Below are 19,241 nucleotides of genomic sequence, written 5' to 3' on the forward strand. Positions count from 1 at the left end.
ATATTAGTACAGCGATCTATACTTCAGAATTATTGAAGTAATATTATTAGTAAATTTACATGTAAGTAAGCTAAAGGAGAGAAAGAACAGTGGATAATAATTTTAATCATGTTTCATTTTTATGGAATATTGCAGAAAGTTTAAGAGGAACATATAAAGAAGAAGATTATAGAAAAGTAATGCTTCCAATGATAGTAGTAAGAAGATTTGATTGTTTATTAGATAATTATGATAGGGAAATAATAAAAAAAGTATATAAAGAGTACGATTTTTTACCAGAAGAAGAAAGAGATGAAATAGTTATAGCGGATCTAAAAGAAAATCATAATATGGATTTACAGTTTTATAACGTATCTGATTTTACATGGAAGAAACTTTTAGATGATAGTGAAAATATAAAGTCAAACTTTGAGGAGTACTTAAATGGATTTTCTAATAATGTAAAAGAAATAATCGGTAAATTTAAGTTTAAAGATGAAATAGCTCAATTGGATAGAAAAAATAAACTATATGCAGTACTTCAAAAGATGTATGAGGTGGATCTTCACATAAATGCAGTATCTAATAATAAAATGGGATACATATATGAAGAAATGCTAAGAAGATTTACAGAAAACTCAGCAGCTGGAGAGCAGTATACTCCAAGAGAAGTAATTAGACTTTGTATGGAGATGTTATTTTTAGGTAAAGAAAGTTTTCTTACTGAAGAAGGAAAAGTAATATCTATAGCGGATTTCTGTTGTGGAACAGGTGGAATGCTTTCCATAGGTGAAGATTATATTGAGAAACTAAATCCAAAAGCAATAGTTGATGTATATGGTCAAGAATTACTAGATGAATCTTTTGCAATATGTCAGGCAGATATGCTTATGAAAGGTCAAAATACAGATAACATAAGACTTGGAAATACTTTGACTGAAGATAGATTTAGTGGAGATCATATGAGATTCCTTATAAGTAATCCTCCATTTGGAGTAACTTGGAAGGATGAAGAAAAGAAGGTTAAAGAAGAAGCTGATTTAGGTTTTGACGGTAGATTTGGAGCAGGAACTCCAAGAGTAAGTGACGGTTCATTACTATTCCTTCAAAATATGATAAGCAAGATGTATCAAGATGAAGAAGGAAGTAGAATAGCTATAATTTTTAACGGATCACCATTATTTACAGGGGATGCAGGTAGCGGAGAATCTAACATTAGAAAATGGATTATAGAAAATGATTTATTAGAAGGAATTATAGCATTACCTACAGATATGTTCTACAACACAGGCATAGCTACTTATATATGGGTTCTTACCAATAGAAAAGAAGAAAAGAGAAAAGGTAAGATACAACTTGTTAATGCAACAGAGTATTATCAAAGTATGAGAAAGAGCTTAGGTAATAAGAGAAAAGAAATATCACCAGAACAAATACAAGAAATTAAAGCTTTATATGCAAGCTTTGAAGCAAACGATAACTGTAAGATATTCGATAATAAAGAATTTGGATATAGAAAAATAACTATAGAAAGACCATTAAAACTAAGCTTTAAAGTAAATGAAGAAGCTATAGAAAGAGTAAAGGAAACAACTCAATTTATTAAATTAGCAGTATCAAAGAAAAAAGATGAAACAGTAAAAGCACAAGAGGAAGAAGCAGGAAGAGAAGAACAAGAAAAAATAATAAAAATGCTAGAAAGCTTTGATAGGGATAAGGAATACTTAAATAGAGAAGAATTTATAAAAGAGATTAAAGGAAAAGCAAAAGAATATGGAATTAAACTTGGAGCAGCACTTTTAAAAGCTATATGGACAGCTATTGGGGAAAGAAATGAAAATGCAGATATATGTAAAGATTCTAAAGGAAATATAGAAAGCGACTCTAGCTTAAAAGATACAGAATCAATCCCACTAAAGGAAAATATAAATGAATACTTTGAAAGAGAAGTAAAACCACATGTAGAAGATGCTCATATGGATGAAAGTACCTTTAATAATATAGGATATGAAATACCATTTACTAGACATTTTTATAAATATGAAAAATTAAGACCTTTTGCTGAAATAATGAAAGAAGTTGAAGAATTAGAAAATGAAATAACTTTAGAAATAAAGAAGGTGCTAGGCTAATGAAATTTAGATATAGAAATGAATATGAGATGAAGGATAGTGGGGTTGAATGGATTGGGAAAATACCCGTGGATTGGGAAAAAGGCAAGTTTAAAAACTTTGTTTTTTATCAAGAAGGTCCAGGATTGAGAAACTGGCAATTTAAAGATGAAGGAATTAAGGTAATTTGCGTAACTAATATTACGGATAAAGGGATTGATTTCAGTAAGTATACTAAGTATATTTCGTATGATGAATATAAAAATTCTTACATCCATTTTAAAGTTAATAAAGGTGATATACTTCTATCTAGTTCAGGAGCATCTTGGGGCAAAGTGGCAACATTTAACGATGATGAAGAAGTAATATTGAATACTAGCACAATTAGAATAAATGAAAATACCAATAAACTGAAAAAGGACTTTATAAAATATTCATTAATTAGTGATAGTGTAAGAGAACAATTGAATCTTTTAATGACAGGTTCATGCCAACCTAATTTTGGACCATCACACTTAGAAAGAGTCAAAATACCTATACCTTTATTAGATGAACAGTATAAAATTATTGAATTTTTAAATCAAAAAACAGCTGAATTTGATTCTATAATTTCAAAAAAAGAAGCGTTAATTAAAAAATTAGAAGAAGCTAAGAAAAGTCTTATAAGTGAAGTTGTAACAGGTAAGGTTAAGGTGGTTAAAACTTCTAATGGATATGAGCTGGTGGAAAGAAAAAAAGAAGAAATGAAGGATAGTGGAGTTGAGTGGCTAGGAGATGTACCGAGTGAATGGAAACTTACTAAATTAAAATACAATTTGTGTAAAATAGGAAGTGGAAAAACTCCTAAAGGTGGAGCGGAAGTATACACAGATAATGGGGTTGTTTTCATAAGAAGTCAGAATGTATATAATGACGGACTAAGATTAGATGATGTTGTTTTTATAAATGAGGAAATTGATAATGAAATGAATAATTCACGAGTTAAATTTAATGATGTATTATTAAATATTACTGGTGGATCAATTGGAAGAAGTAGTCTTGTAGATAAGATAAATCTGAGGGCTAATGTTAATCAGCATGTTTGTATATTAAGACCAATAATCTATAAAATTAATCCTACTCTTTTACATGCAATTATTCAGAGTAATGTAACACAACTACAAATCCAAGCATTACAAAATGGATCCAATAGAGAAGGATTAAATTTTGAACAAATTGCAAATATTTTAATAGTAAAAAATAACGATATGAAAGAACAAGAATTGATAGTTAAATATATACAAAATGTTACTGATAATATATATATCAATAAATAAAGTTAAACAACAAATAGAAAAACTAAAAGAAGCCAAACAAAGCTTAATAAGTGAAGCAGTTACTGGGAAAATAGAAATTTTAGATTAGTTATAGATATTTAAATCTCTTTTGTATTTGATGGCAAATCTATTGATATAATAATTTTAAGGAAAGGAGATGTATAGAAATGAAGGTAGAAAAAATAAAGTACAATGGGCATGAGTTATTTAATAATTTAGAGATAGATTTTAAAGATTCTAATGAAGATATATTAAATACTATTGTTATTATTGGTGAAAATGGAGTTGGTAAAACAACGCTTTTAAAAGAAATATATCAAATGTTTGATTTTACAAAAGCCTTTATGAAAGAGTTGTATATAAAAGACAATTTAGCTAAAATAACTTGTAACTCTACTACTATTTTCTTGGAAGGAAATGACGAAGAGTTAATGATTATAAATGAAATTTGGCATAATGATGAAGTTGTAGATAATAATAATGTAACTAAAGTCATATATATGCCAACAGAAATTAATTTTGAAAAGATTAATAAAGTGGATAATACATTAAATTTCACACCAGATTTTAGAAATATAATTGATCAAAACATTACTCAAAATGTACCATCATTTATAGCAACTAAAATAAATAAAGAAATATTTAAAAATAGAAATAAAACTATAGGTGAAGTTATAGATAAAGTTTGTGATGACATAAATAGTATATTTTCCGTTATGGATTTAGATGTTAAGCTAGTAGGGCTTTCTGAAACTAACGAAACAAAACCTATATTTAGGAACAGTTTAGGAAAAGAATTTGATATTACTGGATTATCTTCAGGGGAAAAACAATTATTTTTAAGAGCATTATCTTTAAAATTTTTAGAAGTAAATAATTCGATAATTTTAATTGATGAACCAGAAATATCCTTGCATCCAGAGTGGCAAAGAAAGATAATTGATGTTTATGAAAGTATAGGAGAAAATAATCAATTAATTATAGCAACTCATTCACCACATATTATTGGAAATATAGAATCAAAACAATTGCGTATTTTAAAGAAAGATTCAGATGGTATTAAACTTGTTGATAATAATGAGTTAAATGAAACCTATGGAAAAAACATAGGTGATATATTAAGCACAACTATGAAAGTGGATAGCTTAAGAAATGAGGACATTACTAGTAAACTAAATAAAGCTTATGAATTGTTAAATAAAAATTTATATGATACAGAAGAATTTAATGAAATATTTAATTATCTAAGAAAGTATTTAGGAGATTTAGATAAAGATATTATGAGAATAAGATTAGATATATCTGTTAGGAATAAGAAAAATGCTAAAGATTAATAAAGAACAAGAACCAAACTTTCTATTAGAATATAAGAAAAAATATACTCCTAAATCATGGACAGATTATGATAAGGATAATATTAGAAATAAAATTAAGGAAAATATATTAATAGAACAAGAAGAATATTGTCCTTATTGTGAAAAGAGAATATATGACAATAATGATGGTCATATAGAGCATATTATGCCAAGAGATAAATATCCAAATAAGTTTCAGAATTATGATAATCTTTTAGTATCATGTAATCAAAAAAATAGTTGTGGAATGTATAAAAAAAATAAGTATGATGATGATTTTATAAATCCAGTTATAGACAATCCAGGGGATTATTTTAGTTACAATATCGCAAATGGAGAGATAGTACCAAAAAGTAATGATGAAAATAGTAATAAATATATAAGAGCATCCTATACAATAAGTATTTTAAATTTGAACTGTTATGAATTAAAGGAAGCTAGAAAAGCTTTGATAGATATACTAGAGGTTTATAGAGAAAATTATGATGAATATGATGAGTATTTACAATTCTTTTTAGATGATGGTCATAACTTTCCAAGTTTAATAAAATTATATATGCAATTGTAGAAAGGGGGAATGGGGATAATATGTTACCTAAGGAAAGAAACTTAGAAGAAAGCATTGAGAATTATTTAGTTTCAGCAGGATATGAACAAGGTCATTCTCAGGAATTTGATTTACAGTATTGTTTATTTACTGATGATTTATTTAGATTTTTAGAAGTTACTCAAAAGGATTTAATAGATGAGTTTAAATTTAATCACGGAACTAACTGGAAAAAGGCTTTTTTAGATTTACTTAATTCAAACATAAGTAAAAGAGGTCTTATACATGTTTTAAGAAATGGTATAGAAGATATCATGATGAATGGTACTTTTAAGCTATTTTATAATAAGCCTAACTTGAGTTCTAATAAAACAGACCTTAATAATTATAAAGAAAATATATTTAAGATTACTAGACAGCTTAAATATAGTACTAAAAATAATAACACTTTGGATGTAGTATTATCTTTAAATGGTTTTTCTATTATAGTTATGGAACTTAAGAATCAATTTACTGGGCAAAATGTTTATAATGCTATAAGACAGTTTAAAGAGGATAGAGATCCAAAGGAAAAGTTATTTGGATTTAATGAAAGAGTATTAGATTACTTTGCATTAGACACTGATGAAGTATATATGACAACGCAGCTTAAAGGAGCCAAGACTTTCTTCTTGCCATTTAATAAAGGTTATAATAGAGGAAAAGGAAATCCACCAGTAGAAGGCAAGGAAAAGACTTGTTATCTTTGGGAAGATATATTAAAAAAAGACAGTTTACTTGATATTATTAGACGTTTTTATTTTATAGAAAAAAAAGATAATAAAAAAAGAGCAATTTTTCCCAGGTATCACCAGTTAGATGCTGTAAGAAAGATTGTAGCAGATTTAAAAGAAAACAAAGCAGGATTAAATTATCTTATAGAACATAGTGCGGGTAGTGGAAAGACAAATACAATAGCATGGACTGCCCATAGATTATCAAGTTTACATGATGAAGATGATAATGCAATATTTGATTCAATTATTGTAGTTACAGATAGAAAAGTGCTTGATAAACAGCTTCAAGATGCTATATATCAACTTGAACATAAAAAAGGATTAGTACTTAAAATAGACGATAAGAAAAATTCATCAGATTTAGCTAAGGCTATAACAAGTGGAGTTAAGATAATAATAACCACTATTCAAAAATTCCCTTATGCCCTTGAAAAGATAGAGTCATTAGAGAAAAGAAAATATGCTGTTATAATTGATGAGGCTCATTCATCAACAGCAGGTGAAAATATGAGTGCGCTGAAAGAAACTTTAGCTGGAAAAACTCTAGAAGAAGTAGCTAAGGAACAGACAGAAGAAGAAAAAAATGAAAAATCTAGTATGGATAAAATGTCTGAGTTAATTGAAAAAAGAACAGATTTAAAAAATGTAAGTTTCTTTGCTTTTACAGCTACACCTAAGAATAAAACAATGCAAATATTTGGTAGAGTTGGACAAGATGGATTGCCACATGAATTTCATTTATATTCTATGAAACAAGCAATAGAAGAAAAATTTATATTAGATGTTCTTAAGAATTATATGCCAGTAAGTGTCTATTATAAAGTTGGAAAGAAAATAGAAGATAATCCTGAATTTGATAAAGGTGAAGCTAAAAGAGCTATAAATAGGTTTGTTAGCTTAAATGAATATAATATAAGAACAAAAGTTGAAACCATAGTAGATGATTTTGTTGAAAATAGAGCCATGTGGATAGGTGGAAAAGCTAAAGGTATGGTTGTTACTGCTAGTAGACTTCATGCAGTAAGATATAAATTAGCAATAGATAGATATATTAGAGAAAAAGGATATAATATTAAAGCATTAGTGGCCTTTTCAGGAACTGTTAATGATGAAGGTGAAGAATACACAGAAATATCTATGAATAAAGATGTTGCACCAGATATTACTGAAAGCAATCTACCTAAAATATTTGATAAAGATGAGTTTAAAATTCTTATTGTTGCAGAAAAATATCAAACAGGTTTTGACCAACCAAAGCTATGTGCAATGTACGTAGATAAGAAGCTAGATGGAGTAAAAACTGTACAAACTTTATCAAGATTAAACAGAACTTATCCTGATAAACAAACATTTATTTTAGATTTTCAAAATTCAGTAGAAGATATTCAAGAAGCATACAAGCCATATTTTGAAATGACTAATATAGATAAGGTTACAGACCCCAATGTAGTAAATGATTTATGGTATCAGTTGCATGAATATGGAGTATATTATGATGAAGAAGTAAATGACTTTGCAACTCTTTTTTATAAAGAGAAAAGAACTAATTCACAAAATGGAAAAATGAATAGCATAATTGATAAAGGAGTAGAAAGATATTGCTTTATTGAAGAAGATGATGAGAAGCAGGCAGATGAATTTAAAAAGAAAGCACAGAAGTACGTAACATTCTACAATTTTTTGCTTCAGATATATCCTCTTAAAAATTTAAATCTTTTAAGACTACAGGTGTATTTAGTAGCTTTATTAAAGAAGTTGCCTAAGAAGGGAAAAGAAAGAATAAATCTTGATGATATTTTAAGTTTAGATTATTATAAACTACAAAAGTTAAGTAAAGATGAAAAGATGGGTTCAGATATATCATTAAGTTATGCGGATGGTGAATTAGTTGGAATATCAGAAAATGCGGAGTCTCGTATTAATGAAGAACAAGAAGAGTATTTAGATGATATAATACAAAGAATAAATGATGTATTTGGAATAGGACTTACAGAAGAAGATAGAATAGTTATAGATCACTACGAAGAAATGTTTAAACAAGATAAAAATATTATGGATATAGCTAAGGCTAATAGTTATGAAGACTTAGTAAATACCTTTGCTAAGAGTTACTTCAAAAGAGGTATTGTTAAAGCCAAAAATAGAAATGACAGATTAGTTAAAGAAATACTAACTAATGCAAATCTTCAAAACTTTATGGTTCACTATTTAGCTGAAAAAATATATGATGAGGCTAATAATAGATAGGTAGCATTTTATAAAGCACTAGGTACAATAGTATCTGGTGCTTTATTGCGGTAATAATTCTAAAATATAAAGCAGAAGTTATTGATATTAAAATTTTAACTTAATAAAAATAAAGTAGAAAAATATATTGATTTTTTTAAAATAAGGTGATATTATAAATACAATAGTTTATCACGATAAAGTGATAAACTAATAATTATTTAAAGTAATGAATTATTAAAGCGAGGAGAGTTTATGAGAAGCTTAAAAAGATATATACCAGATGGAATGCAAGATATATTATTTAATGAATGTGATATAAAAAATAATATAGAAAATCAGTTAAGAAATATATTTATTAATAATGGATTCAAACAAATTATTTCTCCTACTTTGGAGTTTTATGATGTGTTTAATGGAAAAAATGTTTTTATAGAACAGGAGCAAATGTATAAATTATTTGATTCTAGTGGAAGAATATTAGCACTAAGACCAGATATGACTACTCCTATTGCTAGAATTGTTTCTACTAAATTAAAAAATATGACTTATCCTTTAAAGCTTTACTATATATCTAATATATTTAGAGTAAATCAAAGTTTACAAGGCAAGTTAAGTGAAATTACTCAAGCAGGAGTAGAAATAATTGGGTGTAATAATATCAATGCAGATGTAGAAGCAATAATAATAGCCATAAATACTTTTTTAAGTTTAAATGTAAAAGATTTTAAGATAGAAATTGGAGAGTCTAATCTTTTTAAAACAATTGCAAAAGATTTAGATTTAAATGAAGAAGATTTTGATAAATTAAAAAAACTTATAGAAAATAAAAATTTTAGTATTTTAAATGAGTTTTTAGATAGTAGAAAAAAAGATATTAAAGATGAACATATTAAATTATTAAAAAAACTTCCAGAGTTATTTGGCGGATGTGAAGTACTAGATAAAGTTAAAGAACTAACTTCAAATTATAAAGTGCTAGAGTCTTTAGAAAATATTAAAAAGGTTTATAAAGTACTTAAAAGTATTGGTTTAGATAAATATTTATCTATAGATTTAGGTATGGTTCAAAATATAGATTACTATACAGGAATAATTTTTAGAGGTTATGGAAGTGGATTAGGTAAGGAAATATTAACTGGTGGAAGGTATGATAATTTAATAGGAAAGTTTGGATTTAATACACCAGCTACAGGTTTTGCTATAAATATTAATAATTTAATGGAAATATTAAGAGAAAATTATACAAGTAAAAATTTAGATTTTTTAATTCATTGTGAAGAAAGATTTTGTATAGAAGGATACAATTTGTGTATGAAAATTAGGAAAAGTAATAGGATTTGTGAATTTAGTTTGTCTTGCAATAAAGAAGAGGCATTAAAATATGCTAAATTTAAACATATTAAATATTTTATATATATAAATAATAAAGAAAATATAGAAATTATTAATGTATATAATAATGAAAAATTTTATAGCAAAATTGAAAACTTTAACTGGGAGGCATTAGAGTGATAAATAAATTAAATGATAGGGTAAAAATAGCTTTAACTAAAGGAAGAATAGAAAAGTCGGCTATAGGTATATTTGAAAGAGCAGGTATAGAATGTAGTCAATTGAAAAATAAAGGTAGAAAATTAATTTTTCATAATGAAGAAAATAATATAGATTTTGTACTGGTAAAAGCTGCAGATGTTTTAACTTATGTGGAACATGGGGCTTCAGATATAGGGATAGTTGGTAAAGATACTCTTATGGAGTATAATAAAGATTTTTATGAAGTAATAGATTTAAAGTTTGGAAAATGTAAATTTGCTGTGGCATCTACTAATAAAAATAATTTTTATAAAGGATATGAAAGAAAAAGAATAGCAACTAAGTATCCTAATGTGGCAAGGGAATACTTTAGAAAAAAGGGACAAGACGTTGAAATTATTAAAATAGAAGGTTCAGTAGAATTAGCACCTGTACTGGGATTATCTGATGCTATAGTAGATATTGTGGAGACAGGTACTACTTTAAAAGAAAATGGACTTGTAGTTTTAGAAGATATATGTGATATAAGTGCAAGAATGATTGTTAATAGAGCTAGTATGAAAATGAAAAGTAAGAAAATAGTTAATATTATAGATAAAATTAGTGCTGTTTTATAAAAAACACTTTATTAAAAATTAATATTGGAGGAGTAAATATGGAATGTCCAATTATAAATATAATAGATTATAAAGAAAATGCAGAAGTATTATTAAATATGCAAAATAGGGAAGAATTAATTAGAAAAGATGTGGTAGATAGAGTAAATATCATATTAAATAATATAAAAGAAAGAGGAGACCAAGCTTTAATAGAATATACAAATAAATTTGATAGTACTTTAATAAATATAAAAAATATTTGTGTTACTGAAGAAGAAATTAAATATGCTTATGATAAAGTAGACAAAAAGTTTTTAGAGGCAATATATTTTGCTAAAAAAAATATAGAAGAGTTTCATAGTAAACAAAAAGAAAATTCATGGATAGATACTAGTAAAGAAGAAATTATGTTGGGACAAATAATTAGACCTTTGGAAAGAGTAGCTATATATGTGCCTGGAGGAACAGCTTCTTATCCTTCTTCTGTTTTAATGAATGCTGTGCCAGCAAAAGTAGCTGGAGTTAAAGAAATTGTAATGATTACTCCACCTTCTAAAAATGGAGAAATAAATCCTAATATTTTAGTAGCAGCAGATATAGCTGGTGTAGATAAAATTTATAAAATTGGAGGAGCTCAAGCTGTAGCAGCTATGGCTTTTGGAACAAAAACTATAAAAAAGGTAGACAAAATAGTAGGACCGGGAAATATATATGTGGCAATGGCTAAAAGAAGTGTATATGGACATGTAGATATTGACATGATAGCAGGACCTAGTGAAATTTTAATAATAGCAGATAAATATGCAAACCCTAAGTTTATTGCTGCAGATTTAATGTCTCAAGCAGAACATGATAAAATTGCTTCAGCTATTTTAGTAACAAACTCTTTAGATATTGCTAAAAATGTTCAATTAGAAATAAAAAATCAAATAGAAAATTTAAAAAGAAAAGAAATAATTAAAAGTTCTTTAAAAAATTATGGAGGTATTTTGTTAGTAAAAGATATAAATGAAGCAATAAATATTGCAAATAATATAGCACCTGAACATTTAGAGTTGATGGTTAAAAATCCATTTAATATTTTAAATGAAATAAAAAATGCAGGATCTATATTTTTAGGTGAATTTAGTCCAGAACCATTAGGTGATTATATAGCAGGACCTAATCATGTATTACCAACTAATGGTACTGCAAGATTTTTTTCTCCACTTTCAGTAGAAGATTTTATGAAAAAGTCTAATTTTTTATGTTATTCTCAAAATAAGCTTTTAAATGTTAAAGATAAAATTGTTAAATTAGCTAATACAGAAGGACTTACAGCTCATGCTAATTCTATAAAAGTTAGGTTTGAGTAATATTAATGATGGGAGAGAATGCTATGATAAGTGATTTATTTAGAGAGGATTTAAAAGATTTTAAAGTATATAATACAAATTACTTTAATAATAAAATTAAATTAGATGCTAATGAAAATCCATTTAATTTATTAGAATTTTTGGAGGAAGATATATTAAAGAGTGTAAAAAGTTGTTTTCTTAATAAATATCCTGATGGAGAAGCTAAAGAGCTTTGTAAAAGTTATTCTCAATATGCAGGAGCAAGTTTAAATAATATTGTAGCAGGTAATGGTTCTGATGAATTAATACAACTAGTTATTAATGCTTTTTTAAATGAAAAAGAAAAAGTATTAGTTTTAAATCCTGATTTTTCAATGTATAAAATATATACAAAAATTATTAGGGGAAAATTATTAAATTTTAGTTATGATAGTAATTTTAATTTAAATATAGATAAGTTAATAGATACTGTGAATTTAGAAAAAGTGAAAATTTTATTTATTTCTAATCCTAACAATCCTTTAGGAAAAATAATATTAAAAGAAGATATAGAAAAAATATTAAAAAGCTGTAGCAATTGCATAGTTGTTATAGATGAGGCATATACGGATTTTTGTAATGAAAGCGTAGTAGATAAAATTAATTATTATGAAAATCTAATAGTACTTAGAACTTGCTCTAAAGCTATTGGCATAGCAGCATTAAGAGTAGGATTTGCATTAGCTAATGAAGTTTTGATAAATGAAATTAAAAAAGTTAAATCTCCTTTTAATGTTAATTCTTTATCTCAAGCAATAGCTAAAGTTGTTTTAGAAAATAAAAATTTAATTAAAAGCAATATAAAAAAAATAATTAGCGAAAGAGAATATTTATTTAACAAATTGGAAAAAATTAAGAATATAACACCTATAAAGTCTAATACTAATTTTATACTTATAGAAATTAAAAGTGATAATAAAAATATTTATAATAAGTTATTAGAAAAAGATATTGTTATTAGAAGTTTTAATGATGATATTTTAAAAAATTATATAAGAGTAACTGTTGGTGATAGAAAAGAAAATGATTATTTTGTACAGGCTTTAAAAGAAATTTTTAATAATTAAAGGAGGAGAAAATGGATAAGGAATTTAGAAGAGTTGAGATTTGTAGAACAACTAGTGAAACTTGTATAGAAGCTAATTTGAATTTAGATGGTTCTGGAATAAGCAATATAAATACAAATATAGGTTTTTTTGATCATATGTTAACGCTTTTAACTAAACATGGTTTGTTAGATTTAGATTTAAAAACTAAAGGAGATTTATATGTGGATCCTCATCATACTGTAGAGGATACAGGTATAGTTTTAGGTAGATGTATAAAGAAAGCATTAGGAAATAAAGAAGGAATAAAACGTTATGGAAGTGCATATGTGCCTATGGATGAAACTTTAGCTTTTGTATCTTTAGATTTAAGTGGAAGACCTTATATTGTTTTTGATGCTAAATTTACTGTGGATAGATTAGGAGAGTTAGATACAGAGTTAATAGAAGAATTTTTTAGAGCTTTAGCTTTTAATGCAGGTATAACACTTCATATAAAAATTTTATACGGAAAAAATAATCATCATATGATAGAGGGATTGTTTAAAGCTTTTGCTAGAGCTTTAAAAGAAGCAATTGAGTATGATGATAGAATAAAAGGGGTTATGTCAACAAAAGGGATATTATAATTTAACTAGGGTGAGTTTTTTATAATAGTAGACTATTGTATGGAATTTTTAATAATATATTTTAGGTTATGGGAGGTTAAAAATGATTATATTACCGGCTATAGATTTAAAAAATGGCAAATGTGTAAGGCTGTATCAAGGTAAAATTTCTTCTTCACAAGTAGTAGCGGATAGTGCTGTGGATACAGCCTTGAAGTTTAAAGAAATGGGAGCGAAAAATTTACATATTGTAGATTTAGATGGAGCTTTTTCTGGAGAATTAAAGAATTTAGACGTTGTAGAAAAAATAGTTAAAAAAGTGGACATTCCTATAGAGTTAGGTGGAGGAATAAGGGATATTGAAACTATAGAAGCAATATTAAAAAAGGGTGTTAATAAAGTTATTTTAGGAACATCTGCTTTAAAGAAACCAAACATGGTAAAGGAAGCTATAAAAAAATACGGTGATAAAATAATTGTAGGAATAGATGCTAAAAATGAAATGGTTTCTACGGAAGGATGGGTTGATGTAAGTTCTGTTAATTATATAGATTTTGCTAAAGAAATGGAGAAATTGGAGGTTAAAACTATAGTTTTCACAGATATAAGTAAAGATGGAGCTTTAAAAGGTCCTAATTTTAATCAAATATATAAACTTAAAGAAAAAGTTTCTTGTAATATTATTGCTTCTGGCGGGGTTACAAGTATAGAAGATATAACAAAATTAAGAGATATGAATTTATATGGGGCTATAGTAGGTAAAGCCATATATTCTGGAAATGTAAATTTGAAACAAGCGGTTAATTTATGTAAAAGGGGAGAGTAAAAATGATAACTAAGAGAATTATTCCATGTCTTGATGTAGAAGGTGGCAGAGTTGTAAAGGGAGTTAATTTCGTTAATTTAAAGGATGTAGGGGATCCTGTAGAGATAGCTGAGTTTTACAATAAAGAAGGGGCAGATGAATTAGTATTTTTAGATATAAATGCTACTAATGAGAAAAGAAAAACTATGATAGAGGTTATTAAAAAAACTGCAGAAAAAGTATCTATACCATTTACTGTAGGGGGAGGCATAAGAACTATTGAGGATATAAGAGAGGTTTTAAAAGCTGGAGCGGATAAGGTTTCTATTAATTCTGCAGCTATAAAGAACACTGAATTAATTAGTGAGGCGGCAAATAAATTTGGAAGTCAATGTATAGTTGTTGCTGTAGATGCAATATCTAGAAAAGATGATTCTGGATGGAATGTAGTTATAAATGGAGGAAGAATTGATACGAATATAGATTTAATTCAATGGGTTAAAAAAGTAGAGAAATTAGGAGCAGGAGAAATTCTTTTAACTAGCAAGGATGCTGATGGTACTAAAAATGGGTATGATATTAATATGACTAAGGCAGTAGCTCAGGCTGTAAATATACCAGTAATAGCTTCTGGAGGTTGTGGAAAGTTAGAAGATTTTAAACAGGTTTTTTCAGAAACTAATGTAGATGCTGCCTTAGCTGCTTCAATTTTTCATTATAGAGAGCTTAGCATAAAAGAAGTTAAGGAATACTTAATGAACAATGGTATAAGTGCTAGAGTATAAATAGGTAGGTGATAGTATTTGAGTTTAATTAATAATATAAAATTTAATAAGGGCTTAATACCTGCTATTATACAAGATTATAAAAGTGGACAAGTTTTGATGTTAGCTTATATGAATAAAGAATCTTTAAATAAAACAATGGAAACAGGTACTACATGGTTTTGGAGTAGAAGTAGAAGTGAGCTTTGGAATAAAGGAGAAACATCTGGACATTTTCAATATGTAAAGGAAATTTATATTGACTGTGATGAAGATACTATATTAGTTAAAGTTAATCAAATAGGAGCTGCTTGTCATACAGGTAATAAGTCATGTTTTTACAGAAAACTTTAAATTTTTAATAAAAGTCAGGTGGGTATATATGAATAGTAAATATGTTATTGAAAAATTATATAATACAATTTTAGAGAGAAAATTAAATAGAATAGAAGGTTCTTACACAGGATATTTATTTAATGAAGGAATAGATAAAATTTTAAAAAAAGTAGGAGAAGAGTCTTCAGAAGTGATAATTGCTAGCAAGAATGATAATAAAGAAGAAATAGTATATGAAGTTTGTGATTTAATATATCATTTGTTAGTACTTATGGCAGATAGAAATGTAGATATAAATGATATATTAATTGAGTTAGAAAAGAGAAGTGAGAAAATATGCAATAAAAAACGTGAAAAAAAAGTAAATAAATTATCTTAATTAAATAAATATAGAGTAAAACAAGTACTTAAAATAGTATATGTTTTACTCTATATTTTTGAATGTTTTATTTCAAATATTAGCTAAATTATTTAAAAATAATTAATTTATTTAATTCAATATATAATTTTTATGAAATTTTTATATTAATTTTAATGTTCTAATATTTTCATTTTATATATAAAATGTATGAAAGCTATAAATTTTTATGATTTTAATGTAATATTTTAGTATGGAAAGGGGGATTTTTTTAAATGACTAATGTAATAAATCAAGTAATTATGCTTACTATAATTATGGGAGTAGGATTTTACAGTAGAAAAAAAGCATTTATAAATAAAGAAGTAAGTAAAGGGCTTTCAGATATACTTATGAATGTAACATTGCCTATGTTAATAATAAGCTCTTTTAACTTTGATTATTCCAAGGAATTAGCTAACAATATAAAATGGATGGTTGCTTATTCTATATTAGCTCATGTAATTTTGATTATTATGAGTAAATTATTTTTTTGTAAATTTAATAAAAATAAAAGAAGTATATTGAGATTTATTTGCATATTTTCTAATTATGGATTTATGGGATATCCTATATTGGAAAGTTTATATGGTAAAGTAAGTATATTTTATGCATCTATATATGGGATAGCTTTTAATGTATTTTCTTTGAGTTATGGAATTGTGTTACTTACTGGTAAAAAGGATTCAGATGCTTTTAAAAATGTAATAACGCATCCAGGAATAATATCTGTTTTTATAGGATTAATTTTGTTTTTATTTTCAATAAAATTACCTATTTGTATTGGCAAAGCTATTAATATAGTAGGTGATATGACAGTGCCTTTGTCAATGATTATAATAGGAGCTATGTTAGCAGATGCAAATTTTAAAGAAGTATTTTCAGATTTTAGTTTGTATTACTTATGTATGGTAAGATTAATAGTAATACCTTTTTTAACATTGCTTTTATTAAAGACATTAAATATAAATAAATTAATATTAAATATACTTGTGATTTTGCAAGCTATGCCTGGGGCAGCTATAACAGGAGTATTTGCTGAAAAGTATAATGCAGATACAGTGTTAGCTTCAAAGGCAGTGTTTATTACTACTTTATTTTCAATAATAACTATACCTTTAATTGCAACTATTTTATCAGTTATATAAACTGTTTTTGATTTAAGTTCTATTTATTTTTAAATAGGACTTATTTTTTATAAAATTAATTATGATAATTTATGATAATTTATAAAAATAATATATAATGTTTATGTAAGTAAATTATAATAAATAGGAGGCTATTTGAAATGTTTGACACTCATGTACATACTAATTTTTCAACAGATAGTGAAATGACATTAGAGGAAGTTATAAGAGCAAAAGAAAAAGTTAATATAGGAGTAATATTAACAGAACATTTAGATTTAAATTTTATGAAACCTGGACAATTTATATTTGATATAGATAAATATTTTAATGATTATTCAAAATTTAGAAAAGATAATTTATTACTAGGGGTAGAAATGGGCATGAGGATGGATTGTATAGAAAAAAATGAAGCCATTTCTAAAAAATATCCCTTCGATTATATTATTGGATCTATTCATGTAATAAATAATATGGACTTGTATTATAAAGACTTTTATGTAGATAAAAGTAAAAATGAAAGTTATAGTGAATATTTAAAATCTATGCTGCAATGTATTAAAAATTATGATTTTGTAGATAGTCTTGGACATATAGATTATATTTGCAGATATGCTAGGTATGAAGATACAGAATTATATTATGAAGAATATTCAGATATAATAGATGAAATATTAAAAGTAATTGTTGAAAAAGAAAAATGTATAGAAATTAATACTAGAAGATTTGAAGATAAGAAAATAATAGATAATGCTATATCTATTTACAAAAGATTTTATGAATTAGGTGGAAAATTTGTAACTATAGGCTCTGATGCTCATAAACCACAGTCTATAGGATTAAATTATAAATATGCTAAATATGTAGCAGATAAGTGTAATTTAAATATAGTTTATTTTAAAAATAGAAAAATGGAATATGATAAATAATTTTATAAAAAGGAGAATTTATATATGGTGCCTTTAGCGGATAAAATAAGACCTAAAAATATAGAAGATTTATTAGGACAAAAACATTTGCTAGGTAAAGGTAGAATACTAAATAAAATTGTTAATTCTGGAATAATACCTAATATGATATTTTATGGACCTCCAGGAGTAGGTAAAACTACAGTGGCAAATATAATTGCAAAAAATACTAATAAGAAATTTTATAAGCTAAATGCTACTAATGCTTCTATATCGGATATAAAAGTTATTGTAAAAGATTTAGATAGTTTATTAACTGCTAATGGGGTTTTATTATATTTAGATGAAATTCAGAATTTTAATAAAAGACAACAACAATCTTTGCTTGAGTACACTGAAAATGGAAAAATAACTTTAATAGCTAGCACTACAGAAAATCCTTATTTTTATATTTATAATGCTCTTTTAAGTAGGGTTAATATATTTGAATTTAAACCTTTAAATAAAAATAATATAATAGAAGGATTAAAAAGAGCATTAGATATATTAGAAAATGAAATGTCTAATAATAGTAAAATAATATGTGAAAATAAAATTTTAGAGTTTATTGCTAACTGTGCTAATGGAGATTTAAGGAAAGCTATAAATGGAATTGAATTAGCTTTTAAAACTAGCAATAAAAATGAAAATGGAGATATAATTATTGATGAGAGTATAGTACAGCAATGTATGAATAGTAGTATAAGATATGACAAATTTGGAGATAGCCACTATGATATTTTAAGTGCTTTTCAAAAATCTATACGAGGAAGTGATCCAGATGCTGCTATTCATTATTTAGCTAGGCTTATAAAAGCAGGAGATATATTATCTATATGTAGAAGACTTTTAGTTATAGCAGCGGAAGATGTAGGAGTTGCATATCCTAATGCTATAACTATAGTTAAATCTTGTATAGATTCTGCTTTTCAATTAGGATTGCCAGAAGCTAGAATACCTTTAGCAGAGGCAGTTATTTTATTAGCTACATCACCAAAATCTAATTCTTGTATAAAAGCTATAGATAAAGCATTAAAAGATTTAGATAATAAGGATGTAGGTGAAATACCTGATCATTTAAAAGATGGTCATTATAAAGGAGCTAAAAATTTAGGGAGAATGGTAGGATATAAATATGCTCATGATTATAAAAATAATTATGTAAAACAACAGTATATGCCCAATAACATAAAAGATATAAAATACTATGAACCTGGAGAAAATAAAATGGAAAATGCTATTAAAAATTATTTATTAAAGATTCTTAAATTGCAATATTAAATGCAACACCCCTGTGAAAAAATCATGTAGAATAGGACTGACAATAGTCAAAATCAGCCTTAAGCCCATCTTAATAATAACAGGAGATGGAGTGCATGGGTTTGTCAAG

Annotated in this window: 17 protein-coding genes; all 17 read left to right on the forward strand. The window is 26.1% G+C overall.

The features are described 5' to 3' along the window. Positions 1-89 precede the first annotated feature (89 nt). Complete coding sequence (locus CLOACE_RS08955) at positions 90-2,111, forward strand: type I restriction-modification system subunit M (protein ID WP_070110768.1); 2,022 nt, start codon at positions 90-92, stop codon at positions 2,109-2,111. Next, the gene (locus CLOACE_RS08960; RefSeq protein ID WP_084027601.1) at positions 2,111-3,406 is read left to right on the forward strand and encodes a restriction endonuclease subunit S; all 1,296 of its coding nucleotides are present in this window, start codon (positions 2,111-2,113) and stop codon (positions 3,404-3,406) included. The genes CLOACE_RS08955 and CLOACE_RS08960 overlap by 1 nt, the downstream gene beginning before the upstream one ends. Positions 3,407-3,573: 167 nt before the next feature. Further along, a complete protein-coding gene (locus CLOACE_RS08965; RefSeq protein WP_070110769.1) occupies positions 3,574-4,740 on the forward strand; it encodes an AAA family ATPase in 1,167 nt (388 codons plus the stop codon). Further along, a complete protein-coding gene (locus CLOACE_RS08970; protein ID WP_070110770.1) occupies positions 4,727-5,329 on the forward strand; it encodes a retron system putative HNH endonuclease in 603 nt (200 codons plus the stop codon). The genes CLOACE_RS08965 and CLOACE_RS08970 overlap by 14 nt, the downstream gene beginning before the upstream one ends. 20 nt (positions 5,330-5,349) lie before the next feature. Beyond that, positions 5,350-8,331, forward strand: a complete 2,982-nt coding sequence (locus tag CLOACE_RS08975; protein ID WP_070110771.1) for a type I restriction endonuclease subunit R — start codon at positions 5,350-5,352, stop codon at positions 8,329-8,331. 234 nt (positions 8,332-8,565) lie between these two features. Continuing rightward, positions 8,566-9,825, forward strand: coding sequence for an ATP phosphoribosyltransferase regulatory subunit (locus CLOACE_RS08980; RefSeq protein WP_070110772.1), 1,260 nt, complete (start codon positions 8,566-8,568; stop codon positions 9,823-9,825). Beyond that, positions 9,825-10,463: an ATP phosphoribosyltransferase gene (hisG, locus tag CLOACE_RS08985; protein WP_175429456.1), complete on the forward strand. Its 639-nt coding sequence runs from the start codon at positions 9,825-9,827 to the stop codon at positions 10,461-10,463. Before CLOACE_RS08980 ends, hisG begins: the two co-directional genes overlap by 1 nt. A 50-nt stretch (positions 10,464-10,513) precedes the next feature. Continuing rightward, positions 10,514-11,800, forward strand: coding sequence for a histidinol dehydrogenase (gene hisD / locus CLOACE_RS08990; protein WP_207644903.1), 1,287 nt, complete (start codon positions 10,514-10,516; stop codon positions 11,798-11,800). A 23-nt stretch (positions 11,801-11,823) separates the two neighbouring features. Then, positions 11,824-12,888 carry a histidinol-phosphate transaminase gene (gene hisC / locus CLOACE_RS08995; protein WP_070110775.1) on the forward strand — a complete coding sequence of 355 codons (1,065 nt, stop codon included), beginning with the start codon at positions 11,824-11,826 and terminating at the stop codon, positions 12,886-12,888. Between the two features lie 11 nt (positions 12,889-12,899). After that, complete coding sequence (hisB, locus tag CLOACE_RS09000) at positions 12,900-13,496, forward strand: imidazoleglycerol-phosphate dehydratase HisB (protein ID WP_070110776.1); 597 nt, start codon at positions 12,900-12,902, stop codon at positions 13,494-13,496. Between the two features lie 82 nt (positions 13,497-13,578). Next, positions 13,579-14,301, forward strand: coding sequence for a 1-(5-phosphoribosyl)-5-[(5-phosphoribosylamino)methylideneamino]imidazole-4-carboxamide isomerase (gene hisA / locus CLOACE_RS09005; protein ID WP_070110777.1), 723 nt, complete (start codon positions 13,579-13,581; stop codon positions 14,299-14,301). 2 nt (positions 14,302-14,303) lie between these two features. Next, positions 14,304-15,065, forward strand: a complete 762-nt coding sequence (gene hisF / locus CLOACE_RS09010) for an imidazole glycerol phosphate synthase subunit HisF (protein ID WP_070110778.1) — start codon at positions 14,304-14,306, stop codon at positions 15,063-15,065. A gap of 18 nt (positions 15,066-15,083) precedes the next feature. Next, positions 15,084-15,398: a phosphoribosyl-AMP cyclohydrolase gene (gene hisI, locus CLOACE_RS09015; protein ID WP_070110779.1), complete on the forward strand. Its 315-nt coding sequence runs from the start codon at positions 15,084-15,086 to the stop codon at positions 15,396-15,398. Positions 15,399-15,426: 28 nt separating this feature from the next. Continuing rightward, a complete protein-coding gene (gene hisE, locus CLOACE_RS09020; protein WP_070110780.1) occupies positions 15,427-15,759 on the forward strand; it encodes a phosphoribosyl-ATP diphosphatase in 333 nt (110 codons plus the stop codon). Between the two features lie 254 nt (positions 15,760-16,013). Continuing rightward, positions 16,014-16,925 carry an AEC family transporter gene (locus CLOACE_RS09025; RefSeq protein WP_070110781.1) on the forward strand — a complete coding sequence of 304 codons (912 nt, stop codon included), beginning with the start codon at positions 16,014-16,016 and terminating at the stop codon, positions 16,923-16,925. Positions 16,926-17,065: 140 nt separating this feature from the next. Continuing rightward, the gene (locus CLOACE_RS09030; protein ID WP_070110782.1) at positions 17,066-17,833 is read left to right on the forward strand and encodes a histidinol phosphate phosphatase; all 768 of its coding nucleotides are present in this window, start codon (positions 17,066-17,068) and stop codon (positions 17,831-17,833) included. A 24-nt stretch (positions 17,834-17,857) separates the two neighbouring features. Next, positions 17,858-19,132 carry a replication-associated recombination protein A gene (locus CLOACE_RS09035; RefSeq protein ID WP_070110783.1) on the forward strand — a complete coding sequence of 425 codons (1,275 nt, stop codon included), beginning with the start codon at positions 17,858-17,860 and terminating at the stop codon, positions 19,130-19,132. Positions 19,133-19,241: the final 109 nt, after the last annotated feature.

Source organism: Clostridium acetireducens DSM 10703 (assembly GCF_001758365.1).
Taxonomy (GTDB): Bacteria; Bacillota; Clostridia; order Clostridiales; family Clostridiaceae; genus Clostridium_C; species Clostridium_C acetireducens.

Coding starts and splice junctions, on each gene's coding strand:
- CLOACE_RS08960 (WP_084027601.1), top strand. CDS start 2,111: ATGAAATTTAGATATAGAAATGAATATGAGATGAAGGATAGTGGGGTT.
- CLOACE_RS08965 (WP_070110769.1), top strand. CDS start 3,574: ATGAAGGTAGAAAAAATAAAGTACAATGGGCATGAGTTATTTAATAAT.
- CLOACE_RS08970 (WP_070110770.1), top strand. CDS start 4,727: ATGCTAAAGATTAATAAAGAACAAGAACCAAACTTTCTATTAGAATAT.
- CLOACE_RS08975 (WP_070110771.1), top strand. CDS start 5,350: ATGTTACCTAAGGAAAGAAACTTAGAAGAAAGCATTGAGAATTATTTA.
- CLOACE_RS08980 (WP_070110772.1), top strand. CDS start 8,566: ATGAGAAGCTTAAAAAGATATATACCAGATGGAATGCAAGATATATTA.
- hisC (WP_070110775.1), top strand. CDS start 11,824: ATGATAAGTGATTTATTTAGAGAGGATTTAAAAGATTTTAAAGTATAT.
- hisB (WP_070110776.1), top strand. CDS start 12,900: ATGGATAAGGAATTTAGAAGAGTTGAGATTTGTAGAACAACTAGTGAA.
- hisA (WP_070110777.1), top strand. CDS start 13,579: ATGATTATATTACCGGCTATAGATTTAAAAAATGGCAAATGTGTAAGG.
- hisF (WP_070110778.1), top strand. CDS start 14,304: ATGATAACTAAGAGAATTATTCCATGTCTTGATGTAGAAGGTGGCAGA.
- hisE (WP_070110780.1), top strand. CDS start 15,427: ATGAATAGTAAATATGTTATTGAAAAATTATATAATACAATTTTAGAG.
- CLOACE_RS09025 (WP_070110781.1), top strand. CDS start 16,014: ATGACTAATGTAATAAATCAAGTAATTATGCTTACTATAATTATGGGA.
- CLOACE_RS09030 (WP_070110782.1), top strand. CDS start 17,066: ATGTTTGACACTCATGTACATACTAATTTTTCAACAGATAGTGAAATG.
- CLOACE_RS09035 (WP_070110783.1), top strand. CDS start 17,858: ATGGTGCCTTTAGCGGATAAAATAAGACCTAAAAATATAGAAGATTTA.